Annotated in this window: 9 protein-coding genes and 1 pseudogene; 6 read left to right on the top strand and 4 right to left on the bottom strand. The window is 71.3% G+C overall.

The features are described from left to right. Positions 1-87: 87 nt before the first annotated feature. The 3 genes from IEY93_RS04170 to IEY93_RS04180 all read right to left on the bottom strand — a co-directional run bounded on the left by IEY93_RS04170 (position 88) and on the right by IEY93_RS04180 (position 3,263). On the bottom strand, positions 88-1,626 hold the full coding sequence (locus IEY93_RS04170) for a carboxyl transferase domain-containing protein (RefSeq protein ID WP_229690840.1): 1,539 nt from the start codon (positions 1,624-1,626) through the stop codon (positions 88-90). Beyond that, positions 1,623-2,942: a CaiB/BaiF CoA transferase family protein gene (locus IEY93_RS04175; RefSeq protein WP_189161579.1), complete on the bottom strand. Its 1,320-nt coding sequence runs from the start codon at positions 2,940-2,942 to the stop codon at positions 1,623-1,625. Before IEY93_RS04175 ends, IEY93_RS04170 begins: the two co-directional genes overlap by 4 nt. A gap of 165 nt (positions 2,943-3,107) precedes the next feature. After that, positions 3,108-3,263, bottom strand: a complete 156-nt coding sequence (locus tag IEY93_RS04180) for a hypothetical protein (protein WP_189161580.1) — start codon at positions 3,261-3,263, stop codon at positions 3,108-3,110. A 249-nt stretch (positions 3,264-3,512) separates the two neighbouring features. Between IEY93_RS04180 and IEY93_RS04185 the strand changes: the two genes are divergently transcribed. Beyond that, a complete protein-coding gene (locus IEY93_RS04185; protein WP_189161581.1) occupies positions 3,513-4,235 on the top strand; it encodes a class I SAM-dependent methyltransferase in 723 nt (240 codons plus the stop codon). Positions 4,236-4,385: 150 nt separating this feature from the next. On the opposite strand, the gene IEY93_RS04190 is transcribed toward IEY93_RS04185, so the two are convergent. Then, positions 4,386-5,840, bottom strand: coding sequence for an arabinofuranosidase catalytic domain-containing protein (locus tag IEY93_RS04190; RefSeq protein ID WP_189161582.1), 1,455 nt, complete (start codon positions 5,838-5,840; stop codon positions 4,386-4,388). 625 nt (positions 5,841-6,465) lie between these two features. Here IEY93_RS04190 and IEY93_RS04195 point away from each other — a divergent pair. The 5 genes and pseudogenes from IEY93_RS04195 (at position 6,466) to IEY93_RS04215 (ending at position 14,342) form a co-directional block, all read left to right on the top strand. Continuing rightward, complete coding sequence (locus IEY93_RS04195) at positions 6,466-9,288, top strand: M14 family zinc carboxypeptidase (protein WP_189161583.1); 2,823 nt, start codon at positions 6,466-6,468, stop codon at positions 9,286-9,288. Positions 9,289-9,361: 73 nt separating this feature from the next. Beyond that, positions 9,362-10,783, top strand: a complete 1,422-nt coding sequence (locus IEY93_RS04200; RefSeq protein WP_189161584.1) for a M1 family metallopeptidase — start codon at positions 9,362-9,364, stop codon at positions 10,781-10,783. 187 nt (positions 10,784-10,970) lie between these two features. Next, positions 10,971-11,735: a DUF2786 domain-containing protein gene (locus IEY93_RS04205; RefSeq protein WP_189161585.1), complete on the top strand. Its 765-nt coding sequence runs from the start codon at positions 10,971-10,973 to the stop codon at positions 11,733-11,735. Positions 11,736-12,180: 445 nt separating this feature from the next. Then, the gene (locus tag IEY93_RS04210; RefSeq protein WP_203967932.1) at positions 12,181-13,365 is read left to right on the top strand and encodes an MFS transporter; all 1,185 of its coding nucleotides are present in this window, start codon (positions 12,181-12,183) and stop codon (positions 13,363-13,365) included. A 62-nt stretch (positions 13,366-13,427) separates the two neighbouring features. Then, positions 13,428-14,342 (top strand): annotated as a pseudogene (locus IEY93_RS04215) (small ribosomal subunit Rsm22 family protein). The last annotated feature ends 552 nt before the right edge of the window (positions 14,343-14,894 follow it).

Below are 14,894 nucleotides of genomic sequence, written 5' to 3' on the forward strand. Positions count from 1 at the left end.
TCCGGAGCGCCACGGAACCGTTCCGCCCGCGTCCCGCCCTCCGGCACGCCCGTCCCGTACCGAGCGGGTGGCCCGCTCTCTGGCGGGTCAGCCGGGGGTGCCGAGGTGGCGGTAGCGGGCGAGGCGGGTGGTCAGGCGGTCCTCGGCCGGGCTTTCCATCAGGCCGAGGATCTCGTACTCCAGCGTGGCGGCCACCCGCTCGCAGAACTCCTTCTCCTCGTACGCCGCGTCCGGGAACTCGGGGATGACCCGGTCGGCGACACCGGTGCGCCGCAGGTCCGCGGCCCGCACCCCCTGGACCTTGGCGATCTCGGGGGCGAAGTCGATGGTCCGGTACAGGATCGCCGAGGCCCCCTCGGGCGGGAGCGGCGACAGCCAGGCGTGCTGGGCGCACAGCACCCGGTCGGCGGGCAGCAGGGCCAGCGCGGCGCCGCCCGCCCCCTCGCCGAGGAGCAGGCACACCGTCGGGGCGTCCAGCATGACCAGATCGGCCAGGCAGCGGGCGATCTCACCGGCCAGGCCGCCCTCCTCGGCCGCCTTCGACAAGGCGGCCCCGGGGGTGTCCACCACGGTGACCAGCGGCAGGCCCAGCTCGGAGGCCAGGTGCATGCCGCGCCGGGCCACCCGCAGCCCGGCCGGGCCGAGGTGGCGGCCGGTGACGCGCCGGCGGTCGTGGCCGAGCACCACGGCGGGCGCCCGGCCGAACATGGCCAGGGCGAGCAGCAGCCCGGGGTCGTTCTCCCCCGCGCCGGTGCCGTTGAGCGGTGTCACGTGCGAGGCGCCGAGTTTGAGCAGCGCCTTGACCCCGGGCCGGTCGTCGCGGCGCGACCGGCTGATCGCCTCCCAGGCGTCCACGTCGGCGGCCCGTTCCTCCGGCTCGGGCCCGCGGGCGGGCGTCTCGCCCCGTTCGCGCAGCCGCGCGGCGTCCCTGGGCGCGCACATGACCGCCAGGGCGCGGATGGCGACCTCGCGCGCGTGCTCCGCCGACACCACCGCGTCGACCAGGCCGTGCTCGTAGAGGTTCTCGGCGACCTGCACGTCCGGTGGGAAGGGGTAGCCGTGCAGTGCCTCGAACACCCGCGGGCCGAGGAAGCCGATGAGCGCGCCGGGCTCGGCGGCGGTGACGTGCCCGAGCGACCCCCACGAGGCGAACACCCCGCCGGTGGTGGGATGGCGCAGGTAGACGATGTAGGGCAGCCCGGCCGCGCGGTGCGCGGACACCGCGGCGCTGATCTTGATCATCTGGACGAAGGCGATGGCGCCCTCCTGCATGCGGGTGCCGCCGGAGGCGGGCGCGGCCAGCAGCGGCAGGCCCTCCGCCGTGGCCCGCTCCACGGCGCGCACCAGCCGTTCGGCGGCGGCGACCCCGATGGACCCGGCGAGGAAGGAGAACTCGCAGGCCATGACCGCCACCCGGCGCCCGGCGAGCAGTCCCTCGCCGGTCACCACCGACTCGTCGTAGGAGGTTCTCGCCCGGACGGCCGCCAGCTCTTCGGCGTACGGCGACTCGGGCGGGGCGGGGTCCACGACCGGCTCGTCCCATGACTTCCATGACCCGGGGTCGAGGACGGTACGGATCAACGTGTGCGCGTCGGGGCGTGCGGCGCCGCTCACCGGACCGCTCACCCCTCCCGCTTCTCCGCGTTCGCGAGGTAGGCCTGTCTCCCGGACGTCCCCGCTCCCTCCGGCACTCGCGGCCCGCTCTGTGCCGCGTCCGCCGCGGTGCGGCCCGGCTCCGGGCCCGCTCCGGCCCCGGGCCGTTCCTCGACTCCGGCGGCCGGGCGCCGCTCCTCGCGCCGGGCCAGCCATTCGCGCACCGCTTGGTCGTCCTGGCCGAGCGCGGGCGGCGGCAGGTGCTCGGCGGGCGGCGCGCCGTCGAAGCGCAGCGGCGACCCCGGCAGCTCGATCGGGCCGAGCACCGGGTGGTCCACGGTGACCACGAGGTCCTGCGACCTGGTCTGCTCCCAGGCGTAGACCTCGTCCAGCGTGCGGACCGCCCCGGCGGGGATGCCCGCCTCGGCCAGCACGGCGAGCCAGTGCGCCCGGTCGTGGACGCCCAGCGCCCGCTCCATGTCCGCGATCAGCTCGTCGCGGTGGGCGCGCCGCTCCCGGTTGACCGCGTACTTCGGCGTCGCCGGGTCGATGCCCAGCAGCGGGGCGAGCCTGCTCCACTGGGCGTCGTTGGCGACCGCGATCTGGATCACCCCGTCGGCGCAGCGGAACGCCCCGTACGGCGCTATCGAGGCGTGGTGGTTTCCGGCGGCCACCGGGACCTGCCGGCCGACCGTCCAGGCCGTCCCGTGGTAGGAGTGCACGCCGACCACCGAGGCCAGCAGCGAGGTGCGCACGACCTTGCCCCGGCCGGTGCGCTCGCGTTCGTACAGCGCGGCCACCACGCCGTACGCGCCGTGGATTCCGGCGAGCAGGTCGGCGACCGAGGCGCCCACGCGGTACGGCTCGTCGGGCGAGGGGCCGGTCAGGCTCATCAGGCCCGCCTCGCCCTGGGCGATCTGGTCGTACCCGGGCCGCCCGCCCTCGGGGCCGTCGTGACCGAACCCGGTGATGGACAGGATGACCAGGCGCGGGTTCAGCTCGTGCAAATGCTCCACCGGGAAGCCGAGACGGTCGAGCACACCGGTGCGGAAGTTCTCGATCAGGACGTCGCTCTGCCGGACGAGGCGGGTGAGCAGCGCGGCGCCCTCCTCGCTCTTGAGGTCGAGGGTGATGGACCGCTTGTTCCGGTTGGTCGCCAGGAAGTACGTGGAGATGTCCCCTTGGGGGCCCACGAAGGGCGGCCCCCACCCGCGCGACTCGTCACCGCCGCCGGGATGCTCGACTTTGATCACCATGGCGCCCAGGTCGCCGAGCATCTGCGCTCCGTGCGGCCCGGCCAGCGCCCGGGACAGGTCGAGGACCACGATGTCACTGAGCGGTCCCTGCAAGGTCGGCCTCCACGGGGGTCTTCGCGAACACTCCGGTCCAGAAGGCAAGCCTGCCAGGTGACACCGCTCCTCCGACACCCAGGTCCGGGCGCGGGGGCACGCCGCGCCGGCCGGGGAGGGGTTCCCGGCCGGCGGGCTCTGTGATCGGCGCGGTCGCGCGGACCGTCAGTGGTGGGTCCCGCGAGAGCGCCACCGGTCCATGAAATAGCGCAGCCTGCTCTGGTTCTGCGGGTCCCTGGCCATGACCTTGACCCGATGGGCGTGCTCCTGCCCCTTGGGGCCGCGCAGGTACTCCTTGATGCGTTCCATCATGGTCGCCATCGTTTCACCGCCGTCTGTCGATCGCCGTTTCCGCTGAACGACTACCCTCGACATCCCCCGCCGATCCCTGCCCGTCCACCCGGACCGAAAAAACGGGACAAGCGATGACGATTGCCATATTAGCCAAGAACCGTCCACCAAACATCGCATGACCATTTCCCCGCGATCCGGCCGGTGGATCTTCGGATACCACCCGGCCGGCATCCGTGCCGACAAAGGGAACGGGCCGGGGAATGACGTTGCCGAAAGATGGGAAATGATCGCGGCGTGTTGGCACGGCGGGCACCGGTCGCCGGTGGTTGCCTGGCACGGCATCATTCTTCGATCACCGGGGAGCCAGACATGCCGGTAGCCGTGCGCAAAATCAACCGGAAGATTCATGTCGCCAGGCGGCACGGGGCGGAGAACGTGGCGATCGCCCTGGCCCAGAAGGTCATGCAGTTTCCGCTGTTCCTGGTGTACCGGGGTGAGAGATGGCACCTCCGGGGTTTTCACACCACCAATTACAAGAAGATGGCCGTGGCTTTCGCCGAAGACGTTCCCGGCGGCCTGGACGTGGTGGTGGAGGTCGGCTGCGGCCTCGGGGAAATCGTGAGCCGGGTGCACGCGAAACACCGGTTCGGGTACGACATCGACCCGCGGGCGATCTCCTGGGCACGCTTTCTGCAGCGGTTCGGCCGCTCCGGCGTCGATTTCCGGGTCGGGAGCTTCGACACACTCGAGCAGACCGATCTCCAGGACATCGACCTGCTGATCACCATGGGCTGGTTCCACTACATGTCCGACGAGTGGATCGAGACCCGGCTGCGTGCACTGCTCCGCATCAAGCGAGTGCGGTACATCCTGGTGGACGAGTTCCCCTACCAGCGGGGCAGGATCGAGAAACTCTTCGACACCATCGGCACACAGGTGGAACAGCGCCACGACTGGCAGGACGACAAGATCCTGTTCCTGTACCGCTGCGACGGATGACCGGCCCGTCCGGACCGCCTCCGCACGCGTGCCGGCCCGCTCAGCGGACGAACACCGCCGAGCGGCCGCGGAAGCCGGCGCCCGCCCCCCGAAGCGGGTCCGCGCTGATGACCCGTCACCAGCGCGGACCCCGATCATGAGTTCACGTCGTCAGCGGTAGCCCGCGGCGATGATGTTGGCCTGGACGGCGTTCTCGGCGGCGTCCGACGGATAGCCCGCGACCATCGCCCCTTCGTAGAACGTCCCCACGCTCTGGTTTCTGTTGTCGATGCAGCAGTCGCCGCCGCTGCCCAGGATGATGGCCCCCTGCTTCCGCATCGGGCTGTATCCGCTCGGAAGCGTGCCGTCATAGAGGGTGAACAGACCGCCGGACTGCGCGTTCGCGCCCTTGATCGCGAAGCGTGACGTCCCGTTGTTCTTCAGCGTCGCGGTGACGAACTTGCTGGTGAAGGCCCGCTGGTTGGTGTTCCAGCGCGAGCTCCCGCCCGGGTAGAGCCCGTACTCCAGGTCCGCCTGCACCCACGGGCCGGAGCCGGAGCACCCGCCGAACCAGCAGCTCGTCCCGAAGTAGATCGCGTCCATCGCGCCGGCGCCGTCGGCCCGCCTGGTCGTCTCGCTGTTGCCGTAGTCGAAGCAGCAACCGCTGTTGACGTGCGTGCCGCTGGTCACCATGTACATGCCCTCCGGCGCGCTGCCGGTCGGGACGCCCGTGAGGTGACCGTCCCGCCAGTAGCTGCTCGACCCGGGGATGAACAGCGAGTAGGCCTTGCCGCCGCCGACCGTGAGCGACTCCCTGGTCGCGCTCGCGGGCGAGACGGCGCCGCCGACCCCGCCGGGCCCCTGGTAGCCGAGGTTGTTGCCGCGCCCCGACTGGTCGTAGATGATCGTGATGACGCAGGAGGTGCCGGCGCAGAAGGAGTCCTGCGACGCGGCGTTGGCGATGCCGCCGGTGCTCACGACGCCGATGTTCCTGGTCGTGTTGTCCGACGATCGCCGCACCTGGTACAGGTTGCCGGTGTAGGCGCGGAACAGCGCGCGCGTCGTGCTGTGCGCGGCGATGCACGGCGTGCCACCCGCGGCGTAGATGTCACACGGCAGGTCCGACGGCTGCGGGGTGACCGACGGGCTCGGCGTAGGACTCGGCGATGGGACCGGCGAGGGGGTCTCGGAGGGGCTGGGTGTGCCGCCCACACCGCCGGTGCAGGTCACGCCGTTGAGCGCGAAACTCGCGGGCGCCGGATTGCTCCCGGTCCAGCTCCCGTTGAAGCCGAAGGTCGTGCTCGCCCCGGTGGCCAGCGAGCCGTTGTAGGAGGCGTTGGTCACAGTGACCTGGGTGCCGGACTGGGTGTAGGAGCCGTTCCACAGCTGGCTGATCGTCTGCCCGGCCGGGAACGACCAGGTCAGCCGCCATCCGTTGATCGCGTCACCCAGGTTGGTGACGTTCACGCTCGCCCCGAAGCCGCCCTGCCACTGGCTGGAGACCGTGTAATCCACACGGCATCCGGTGGCGGCGTCGGCGATGGTGGGCGCGGTGAGCGTCCCGGCGAGGCCGACCGCCGCGGCGACTCCGGCGAGGACCCGGAGCCGCAGTCGAGAGATCTTCATCAGTACTCCCGGAGATGCGCCCGACGAGAGAAGGCTGTGAGCGTTAACATCACGAAGCTCGCTCCATGGCACGCACTGAGGGTCGGCATCCCGAGCCCCGGCGCCGCCGTGACGCGTGGCGACGACAGCTTTTCTGTTAACGCTAACAATCGCCGCATCGCGTGCGCCCTTCTCACGAGGACGTGCTGGTAGTGGTGCGGCGGAGCAAATACCCGCGTCCGAGCCCCGTCAAGTGACGCGCGCGGCACTCCCCTGGCGCGCAGGGCCGCCATCTGCCGTTACCGGGGCCGGCAAAGCGGCTTCGTGCTGAAAATTACAGGCGGTTCTCCCCCGGCGCCCTGTCCGGCGGACGCCTCACGCCAGCCTTCCGGCGCCCCATCGCCCGCCCGGCCGAGTGCCCGCGCCGGCGGCCGCCGTACCGCCCCGGGCTCGCCGCCGGGGCGTACATCGAGGTCGGAATTCACAGCGTCTTCAACCGAATTGTTCCCTTGAATATCTCTTGCCCCTTTTGTCGGCAGACAATACGCTCCGCACAAGTCGCCCGATAGATCCCTCAGGTATCAGCTCCCCCCACGGGCGCCGCTCCCCCGAGGAAGGCGCCCGCTCCGCCTTCCAAGGAGGCTCGATGCCGTCTCGCACCGGCAGGTGTGCAAGACGTCCGCTCGGCAAGATGGCAGGTGTCGCGGTCCTCGCGCTGACCGCGCTCGTGGTGCCGCTGGGCGCCACCCCCGCCGACGCCGCCAGGAACCACCCGAAGTGCAGCACCGACCCGGCCGCCCATCTGACCACCGTGCCCAGCCCCGAGCGGTTCTTCGGCTTCCCCTTGGGCAAGGGCCAGCCCCGGGTGGTCACCAACGACGAGATCCGCGGCTACGTCACGGCCATCGGCAAGGCGTCCGGCCGCGTGGTCACCGGCACCATGGCCCGCGGTGTCTCCGGCCAGGAACTCCCCTACGCCATCGTCTCCAGCGAACGGCACGTCAAGCCCAGGCAGCTCAAGAAGATCGCCGAGCGGATCCGCGCGCTGCGCGACCCCCGCTCGGCCAAGCCGCGCGAGGCCGCCGCGACCGCCGGGGACACACCCGCCATCGTCTGGATCGCCGGCAACGTGCACGGTGGCGAGAAGAGCGGCGCGGACGCCGCGCTCAAGACCCTGTACGAACTCGCCGCCGGCCTGTCCTGCGACGTCGCCAGGCGCAACGACAACCTCGTCACGGTCATCGTGCCCACCCAGAACCCCGACGGGCGGGACGCGGGCCGCCGGCAGAACGACTACGGCTTCGACCTCAACCGCGACTGGTTCGCCCGTACCCAGCCGGAGACCGACGCCAAGATCGAGCTGCTGCGCGCCTACCCGCCGCAGGTGTTCGTCGACGCCCACGAGATGGGCGGACGCCAGTACTTCTTCCCGCCGAACGCCGACCCGATCCACCACGAGATCGCCGACCAGCCGGTGAACTGGATCAACCGCATCGGCGCCGCGAACGCCACCGGCTTCGGGTACAACGGCGCCTGCGGCGGCACGGTGACCACCGAGTGCTACTTCAACTACGCCACCTATGACCTGTTCTACATGGGGTACGGCGACACCGTGCCGGCCGCCGGGTTCGGCGCGGCGGGCATGACGTACGAGAAGGGCAGCGCCTCGGCCGACGAGGACCGCGTACAGCAGCAGTTCAACACCCAGTGGGCGACGACCGGCTGGGCCGCGGACAACAAGCGCGAGGTGCTGGACGGCTACTACAAGGTCTGGCAGACCGCGCTGGCCGAAGGCGCCGAGGGCAGGCTGCAGCCGAACGAGGTCGTCCAGCCGGCCAACACCGTCCAGTTCCCGGTGCCCGACGTCCGGGTCCGGTCCTACTTCCTGCTGCCCGGCCGCCAGATCGGCGACGTCCGGCGCCTGGTCGAACGGCTCCGCGACATGGACGTCGAGGTGTACCGGCTGAAGAAGCCGCTGAAGGTACCCAACGCCCGGCTGTTCGGTGGCCGCACCGCCGCGAACTTCACCGTGCCCGAGGGCGCGTACTGGATCCCGATGGCGCAGCCGCAGAAGCACTGGATCCAGGCGACCCTCGCCGAGGACCCGTACGTGCCGTTCCCGTACTTCTACGACGTCTCCTCCTGGAGCAACCCGCTGCTGGCCGGGGTCGACGCCGTCTCCACCGGCGACGCGCTCTCACCGAAGGCCGACCGTGTGGAACGCATCGAGGGCGGCATCGCCTCCGCCGCCCCCGCCAAGGGCTCCTACGTCTACCCGCTGGACTCGGCGGCCGCGGCCGAACTCACCTTCGAGCTGCTCGCCGCCGGCGTCCCGCTCTCGCGTGACCTGGACACCGGTGTGGTCACCCTGCCCGCCAAGGCCATCGGCACCGGCACGCTGGACAAGCTCGCCCGCTCCCTCGGCGTCACCGTCGACGGCCGCGGGCCGGCACCCTCGGGGACCGCGCTGCGCACCCCTGACGTCGGCCTGTTCGCCGGCACCGGCGTCTCCACGACGTCCGGCTCCTACGGCGAGGCGCGGTACGTGCTCGGCGCCCGGTGGGGCCTGGACGTCAAGCCCGTCACCACCGCCGACGTCAACGACAACACCCCGGCGTTCACCGGGCGCACGGTGCTGATGGTGCCGGACGGCAGCAGCTCCACCGGCGGCCTGACCGCACAGGGGCAGGCGAACCTCAAGGCGTGGGTGTCGGCGGGCGGCACGTACGTCGGCCTGCGCAACGAGGGCACCCGGGTGGCGCGCAGCGCGGGGCTCACCTCCACCACCGAGCGGACCAAACCGACCGGCTACCAGGTGATCGGATCGCACTTCCGGGTGGACGTCGCCACCGGCAGCCCGGCCGCGCTCGGCCGTCCCGCCGAGGACTTCCAGTTCAACAACGGCGACCCGATCCTCAACCCCAGCCAGACCGGTACGAACGTGGTCACCTACCCGTCGGGCGACACCTTCTGGTCCAACGGCTACACGGTGAACTCCGGCACGCTCAAGGGCTCGGCGGCGCTGGTCGACGAGCCGGTGGGCGACGGCCACGCGCTCCTGTTCGCCTACAACCCGCTGTTCCGCGCCTACAACGAGAACGGCATCCACCTGGTCGCCAACGCCCTGCTGTACCCCGCGGGCACGGCGAACACCGCGGCGCCGCGGCAGCGGACCGCGACACCCGGCCCGGACGCCCTGCGGGCCGAGGCGGCGCGGGCGCCCGAGCCGGAGAACCTCGGCAGCGAGTGGCGGCCCATCACCATCGAGGTCGCCCAGGCGGACCTGGCCAAGGCACAGGCCCGCGTCAGCGCGTACACCGGCACGGCGCGCACCGCCACGGCCGGCGGCTCGGCGTACCTCACCATCCCCAACCCCGGCGGACTGGCGGCCGACGAGCACCCCTTCCTGCGCGAGCTGATCCACGACCTGCGGGAGAACGGCGTTCCCCTGCGTTCGGTAGTGGCCTGACCCCGCCGCGCGCCCAATAATGACCACGGCCGGGGGCATGCCGCCCCCGGCCGTGCCGCCGAAAGGAATCACCATGAGTTCCCGCCGCACGCGGGGCGCCGCGGCCGTGGCCGCGCTGTGCACGCTGGCCTCCCTCCAGCTCGCCCCGCCCGCGTACGCCGCTCCCGGAGCCCCGGGCCACCCCCGTTACTCGGCGGGCGCCCCCGGCCTCGGGGACCCCTACTTCCCCGACCAGGGCAACGGCGGCTACGACGTGCGCCACTACGACATCGCCTTCCGCTACGACCCCGCCACCCGCCGGATGGACGCGACCAGCACCATCACCGCGGTCGCGACCCAGGACCTCGACCGGTTCGACCTGGACTTCCGCGGCCCGGACATCTCCTCGCTCAAGGTCGGCGAGCACCCGGCCTCCTTCACCCGGACCGGGCAGGAACTGGTGGTGACGCCCCGGCCCAAGCTGAAGACCGGCGACACCTTCACCGTGCAGGTCGCCTACGCCGGGACGCCGCCGGTCATCACCGACCCGGACGGCTCCATCGAAGGCTGGGTGCCCACCGACGACGGCGCCTTCGTCCCCGGCGAGCCGCAGGGCGCCCCCTCGTGGTTCCCCGCCAACGACCACCCGACGGACAAGGCGACCTTCACCTTCCACGCGACCGTGCCCGAGGGCATCACCGCGGTCGGCAACGGCCGGCTGGTGTCGCAGAAGACGTCCGGCGGCTGGACGACGTTCCTGTGGGACTCCTCCGAACCGATGGCGACCTACCTCGCCACCGTCACCCTCGGAAACTTCACCGTCGACCGGTCCACGACACCGAGCGGCATCCCCGTCTACACGGCGGTGGACCCCCGGCTGGTCACCCAGTCGGCGGCGGCCGTCGCGAAGATCCCCGACATCGTCGAATACTTCAGCACGATCTTCGGGCCGTACCCGTTCGGCTCCACCGGGGCGATCATCGACCGCGCGCCCGACGTCGGATACGCCCTGGAAAGCCAGACCAAGCCGATCTTCTCCAGCGCGCCCGGCGTCGGGACGATGGCCCACGAACTGGCCCACCAGTGGTACGGCGACAGCGTGTCGCTCACCAAGTGGTCCGACATCTGGCTGAACGAAGGCTTCGCCACCTACGCCTCCTGGCTGTGGACCGAGCACTCCGGCGGCACCACCGCCCAGGCGACGTTCAACAGCGGCAGCAACTACGGGCGCGCGGCGACCTCGTCGTTCTGGCAGACCGTCACCACCGACCCCGGCCCGGTGGACATGTTCGGCAACGTCCCCTACAACCGCGGCGCGATGACCCTGCACGCCCTGCGCGGCAAGATCGGCGACGCCGCGTTCTTCCGCCTCGTCAAGGAGTGGGCCACCGACCACCGGTACGGCAACACCGACACCGCCGCCTTCATCACCCACGCCGAACGAGTGTCCGGTATGAACCTCACCTCCTTCTTCAACACCTGGCTCCACCAAAAGGGCAAGCCCACCACCTGGTGACCCGGGTACGGTACGGCGGCCGGACACGCAGCACATACCCCGGCCGCCGGCCGTTCCACCGTCATCGGCGATGCCCGTCCGGGCGGGTGCGTTAGGTTGGTCCCTGGTCTTCGTCAGCACCGTCGGCGCTCGCCGGAAGGGAGATCGTCCGCTGAGCGGCACCGACGCGGCGTCCAGAGCCAAGATCATGGAACGGGTCCGCCGGCTGCTGGACCTCGCTGAACACCCCAACACCGGCGAGGAGGAGGCCGCTCTCGCCTCCGCGCACGCCGCTGCTCTGATGCTGCGGCACGGCCTGGACGCCAGCGCCGTACGACGCGGCGCGACCGGACGTTCGGAGCAGATCGACGGGCTGGAGTTCGAGGTCTCCAACCGCGGCGGCCACGCCCGTGAACGCTGCTGGGCCCTCCACCTGGTCTGCGACGCGCTCGGCTGCAAGGGCGCGCAACACTGGACCGGCGTCCAAGGGCGCGGCATCCGCAGCGCGCGGCAGGTCACCATGACCGTCGTCGGCCCCGAGCCGGTACTGGACGGCCTGCGCATCCTGCTGCCCTCCATCTCCCTGCAGATGGAGAACCAGGTACGGCCCGCCCTGCTGCGTTTCCGGACTGGCGAAGGGGACGCCGGCGCGGACAGGGACCGCCGGGCCCGCGCCGCCACCGGCTTCCGGCGCGCCTTCTACGTCGGCTTCGGCTCCGGCGTGGCGGCCAAACTCCGCGACCGAGTGGCCGAGGTCGCGGAAGAGGTGAAGGGCACCGGGGCCGAGCTGGTGCTCCTCGACCGGTCCGCCCTCGTCCAGGCCGAATTCCAGCGCCGCTTCCCCGGACTGCGACGCGCACGTACCACCGCCCTGGACGCCGACGGGTACCACACCGGCCACCACGCGGGCCGCCACGCCGACCTCACCGACCGCGACCTCGCCACCGTTCCGGCCGCCGAACTCCCCGCCTGACCGGCGCAACGTTCGACGGCCGTACACCCGCACGGTCATCAATCCGCGTGCGAGGCGACGCTTCCGGAATCCGCGCCGGCCACCGCGCCGGGCCGTTCCCGGATCGGCGCAGGCATTCGGGAATCGCACGGAGGAAGGACCACGGGAAGAGCACCACAAGCGGGTCCTATAAGGACGCCGGCCTGAAAGTCGCGCACCGGCTGAACTCGCTGCCGAGCGCGACCGAGGCGCGGGAAACCCGATGGATGACGCTGAAGAAGTCGGCTAGCCTTCCTGCGACGTTGATCCCGTCGCGGGAGGTAGTCATGCAGCAGAGCAAGGTCACCGCCACCGTTTCGACGCGAGGGCGCGCCCGCTGAGTAGCAGGCCGACGCTCCTCGCCTCGAAGCGGTTCGCGACCTCGTGACCGTTTCCCTTGCTGAGGAGCTCTGTTTTGCGTGCCCTCATGTCCGCGCGTCTCGGCGCGGACTTCTCCAAGCTGTGGACCGCCTCGGCGGTGTCCAACGTCGGCGACGGCATCACCATGGCGGCCGGACCGCTGCTCGTCGCCTCCCTCACCAGCGAGCCGGCGCTCGTCGCCGGAGCCGCCTTCGCCCAGCAACTGCCCTGGCTGCTCATCGCCCTGATCAGCGGCGTCTACGTCGACCGGCTCGACCGCCGCCGCCTCGTCACCATCGTGAACATCCTGCGCGGCCTGGCCATGGCCGTCCTCGCCGCCGCGGTCGCCACCTCGACCGTCTCCGTCCCGCTCATCTACATCGTGTTCTTCCTGCTCGGTACCGGTGAGACCCTCGCCGACACCGCCTTCTCCGCACTGGTGCCCGCCACCGTCAGCCCCGAGCGACTCACCACGGCCAACTCCCGGCTGGCGACCACCGCCACTCTGGGCAACCAGATCCTGGCCAAACCGCTGGGCGGCTGGCTCTTCGCCGCCGGCGCGGCGCTGCCGTTCGCGGCCGACGCCCTGACCTTCCTCGTCGCGGCGGCACTGACCTCGGCCATCCACATCACCCCGGCGAAGCAGCCGGTGGCCGGTGACAGCGTGCGGGAGGACATCGCGACCGCGATCCGCTGGCTGTGGCGGCATCGTCTGCTTCGCACGCTCGCGGTGAGCATGGGGGTGGCCAACGTGGCGTTCTGCGCCGCGTTCGCCATCTTCGCGCTCTATGCGCAACAGCGGCTCGGCCTGACCGAGGTCGGCTACGGGCTGCTGCTCACCACCTTCGGTATCGGCGGACTGGCCGGCGGCCTTCTCGTTCCCCGGCTGGGCGCCCGATTCGGTACCAGGACACTGCTCCGTGGCGGACTGATCGTCGAGATCATCACCCACGCCGTACTCGCGGCCACCACCGAACCCCTGATCGCGGCCGCGATCCTGATCATCTTCGGGGTGCACAGCGTGAACTGGGGGATCGTCGTGACCACCGGCTTCCAGCGCGCGGTGCCCGACGAACTGCGCGGGCGGGTCGGCAGCGTCTACGCGCTCACCCAGGTGGGCGGCGCCGCAGCCGGATCGCTGCTCGGCGGCCTGATCGCACAGGCCGCCTCGATCACCACGCCCTTCTGGGCTGCCGCCGCCGCCATGACCGCCGTCACCGCGGCCGCCTGGCGCCCGCTGCGCGCGGCCTGAGCGCGGGGAGACACCGAATGATCTCGCTTCCCGCCGAGCTCAGGCATGCCCTGGACACCATGATGTCCGGCCACCGCGAGCAGGACCTCGTCCGATCGACCGGCGAGCTCACCGCCCGCTACCGTCGGCCGGCAACCGAGCCCGCCCTTCGGTCCACGACCGACGTGGCCGCCTACGCCGCCACCCGCATGCCCGCCACGTACGCGGCCGTCACCGCGGCGCTCACCCAGGCCGCCGCGTCCATGCCCGATTACCAGCCGACGACCCAACTGGACGTCGGCGGCGGCACAGGGGCGGCCATCTGGGCCGCCACCACTCTCTGGCCAGGCCTGCGGCAGGTGACCGTGGTCGAGCGCGACCCCGCCGTCATCGCGTTCGGCCGCGGGCTCGCAGCCGCGGCACACCACGCCGCGGTCAGGCACGCCACATAGCGGAAGTCCGGGCTCCGGGCCGACCTCACCATGCCACCCGCCGATCTCGTCACCGCCTCCTACGTACTGGCGGAACTGCCACCCGCCGCGCAGCGGCCCGTCGTACAGTGGCTGGCCGACCATGGAACGGTGGTGGCGATCATCGAGCCCGGCACACCCGACGGATACGCCCGAGTCCTCGCCGCCCGTGACCAGCTGATCAACCTGGGCATGCGTATCGCGGCGCCCTGCCCGCACACCGGCGCGTGCCCACTTCCGCCAGGAGAGTGGTGCCATTTCGCTGCCCGCCTCCCCCGCACCGCACTCCACCGCCGGCTCAAGGCGGCGGAACTGGGCTTCGAGGACGAGAAGTTCTCCTCCATCATCGCCACCTCCACCTCGGTGACACCGCCGCGAGGCCGGATCCTCCGGCGTCCGCGCACCCGCAAGGGTCTGGTCACCCTGACCCTGTGCTCGGACGGGTTGCGCGAGGAGAACGTGTCCAAACGACACGGCGACGCCTACCGCGCCGCCCGCAACGCGGCGTGGGGTGATCCCTGGCCCTAGAACGACGCTGGCCGACTCCGGTGAGATCGCACTGGACAAGGCGATCACCCGGTGAGTGCCGATCTCCAACCCGTGGTGCCGGTGCCGAAGATTCGCGGCACCGGCACCACGGCGGGCCTTCGGCCACGGCGGCTCCCCTCCCCCGCTGGCGCCCACTGTGATCGTCGCCGACAAGATGACCAACGAGATGATCGGCTTGGTGCACACGACAGGCGCATAGCTTCCAAGCCCTCATGCCGGTCAGGTGTCTTCGGTGTTCAGGGTTCTGTGCCTGGAGGTGGCCGGATCGATTCTCGCCGATCACCCGCTCTGTGCTGGTCGCTGCGTTACGTTGGAAGCCGGGGCCATCGGGGTGGCGACCGGAAGACCAGCGGCACGGCCAGGCGGGCGGGCGGTGATGCCCCCGGTCCAGCGGCAGGGCCGGGACAGGGACACGAGCCTCGGAGGGGCGAGATCGTGACACAGGACCCAGGATCGCCACCGCCCGGGACCGGTCCACTGTCCCCCGATTTCACCGGCCTGGACCCGCACCTGATGGACGGCTTCATCACC

The organism is Sphaerisporangium melleum (assembly GCF_014646695.1).
GTDB lineage: Bacteria > Actinomycetota > Actinomycetes > Streptosporangiales > Streptosporangiaceae > Sphaerisporangium > Sphaerisporangium melleum.

Excerpts from the sequence above, each read along its gene's own strand:
- IEY93_RS04180 (WP_189161580.1), bottom strand. The coding sequence starts at position 3,263 with ATGGCGACCATGATGGAACGCATCAAGGAGTACCTGCGCGGCCCCAAG.
- IEY93_RS04185 (WP_189161581.1), top strand. The coding sequence starts at position 3,513 with ATGGGAAATGATCGCGGCGTGTTGGCACGGCGGGCACCGGTCGCCGGT.
- IEY93_RS04190 (WP_189161582.1), bottom strand. The coding sequence starts at position 5,840 with ATGAAGATCTCTCGACTGCGGCTCCGGGTCCTCGCCGGAGTCGCCGCG.
- IEY93_RS04195 (WP_189161583.1), top strand. The coding sequence starts at position 6,466 with ATGCCGTCTCGCACCGGCAGGTGTGCAAGACGTCCGCTCGGCAAGATG.
- IEY93_RS04200 (WP_189161584.1), top strand. The coding sequence starts at position 9,362 with ATGAGTTCCCGCCGCACGCGGGGCGCCGCGGCCGTGGCCGCGCTGTGC.
- IEY93_RS04205 (WP_189161585.1), top strand. The coding sequence starts at position 10,971 with ATGGAACGGGTCCGCCGGCTGCTGGACCTCGCTGAACACCCCAACACC.
- IEY93_RS04210 (WP_203967932.1), top strand. The coding sequence starts at position 12,181 with ATGTCCGCGCGTCTCGGCGCGGACTTCTCCAAGCTGTGGACCGCCTCG.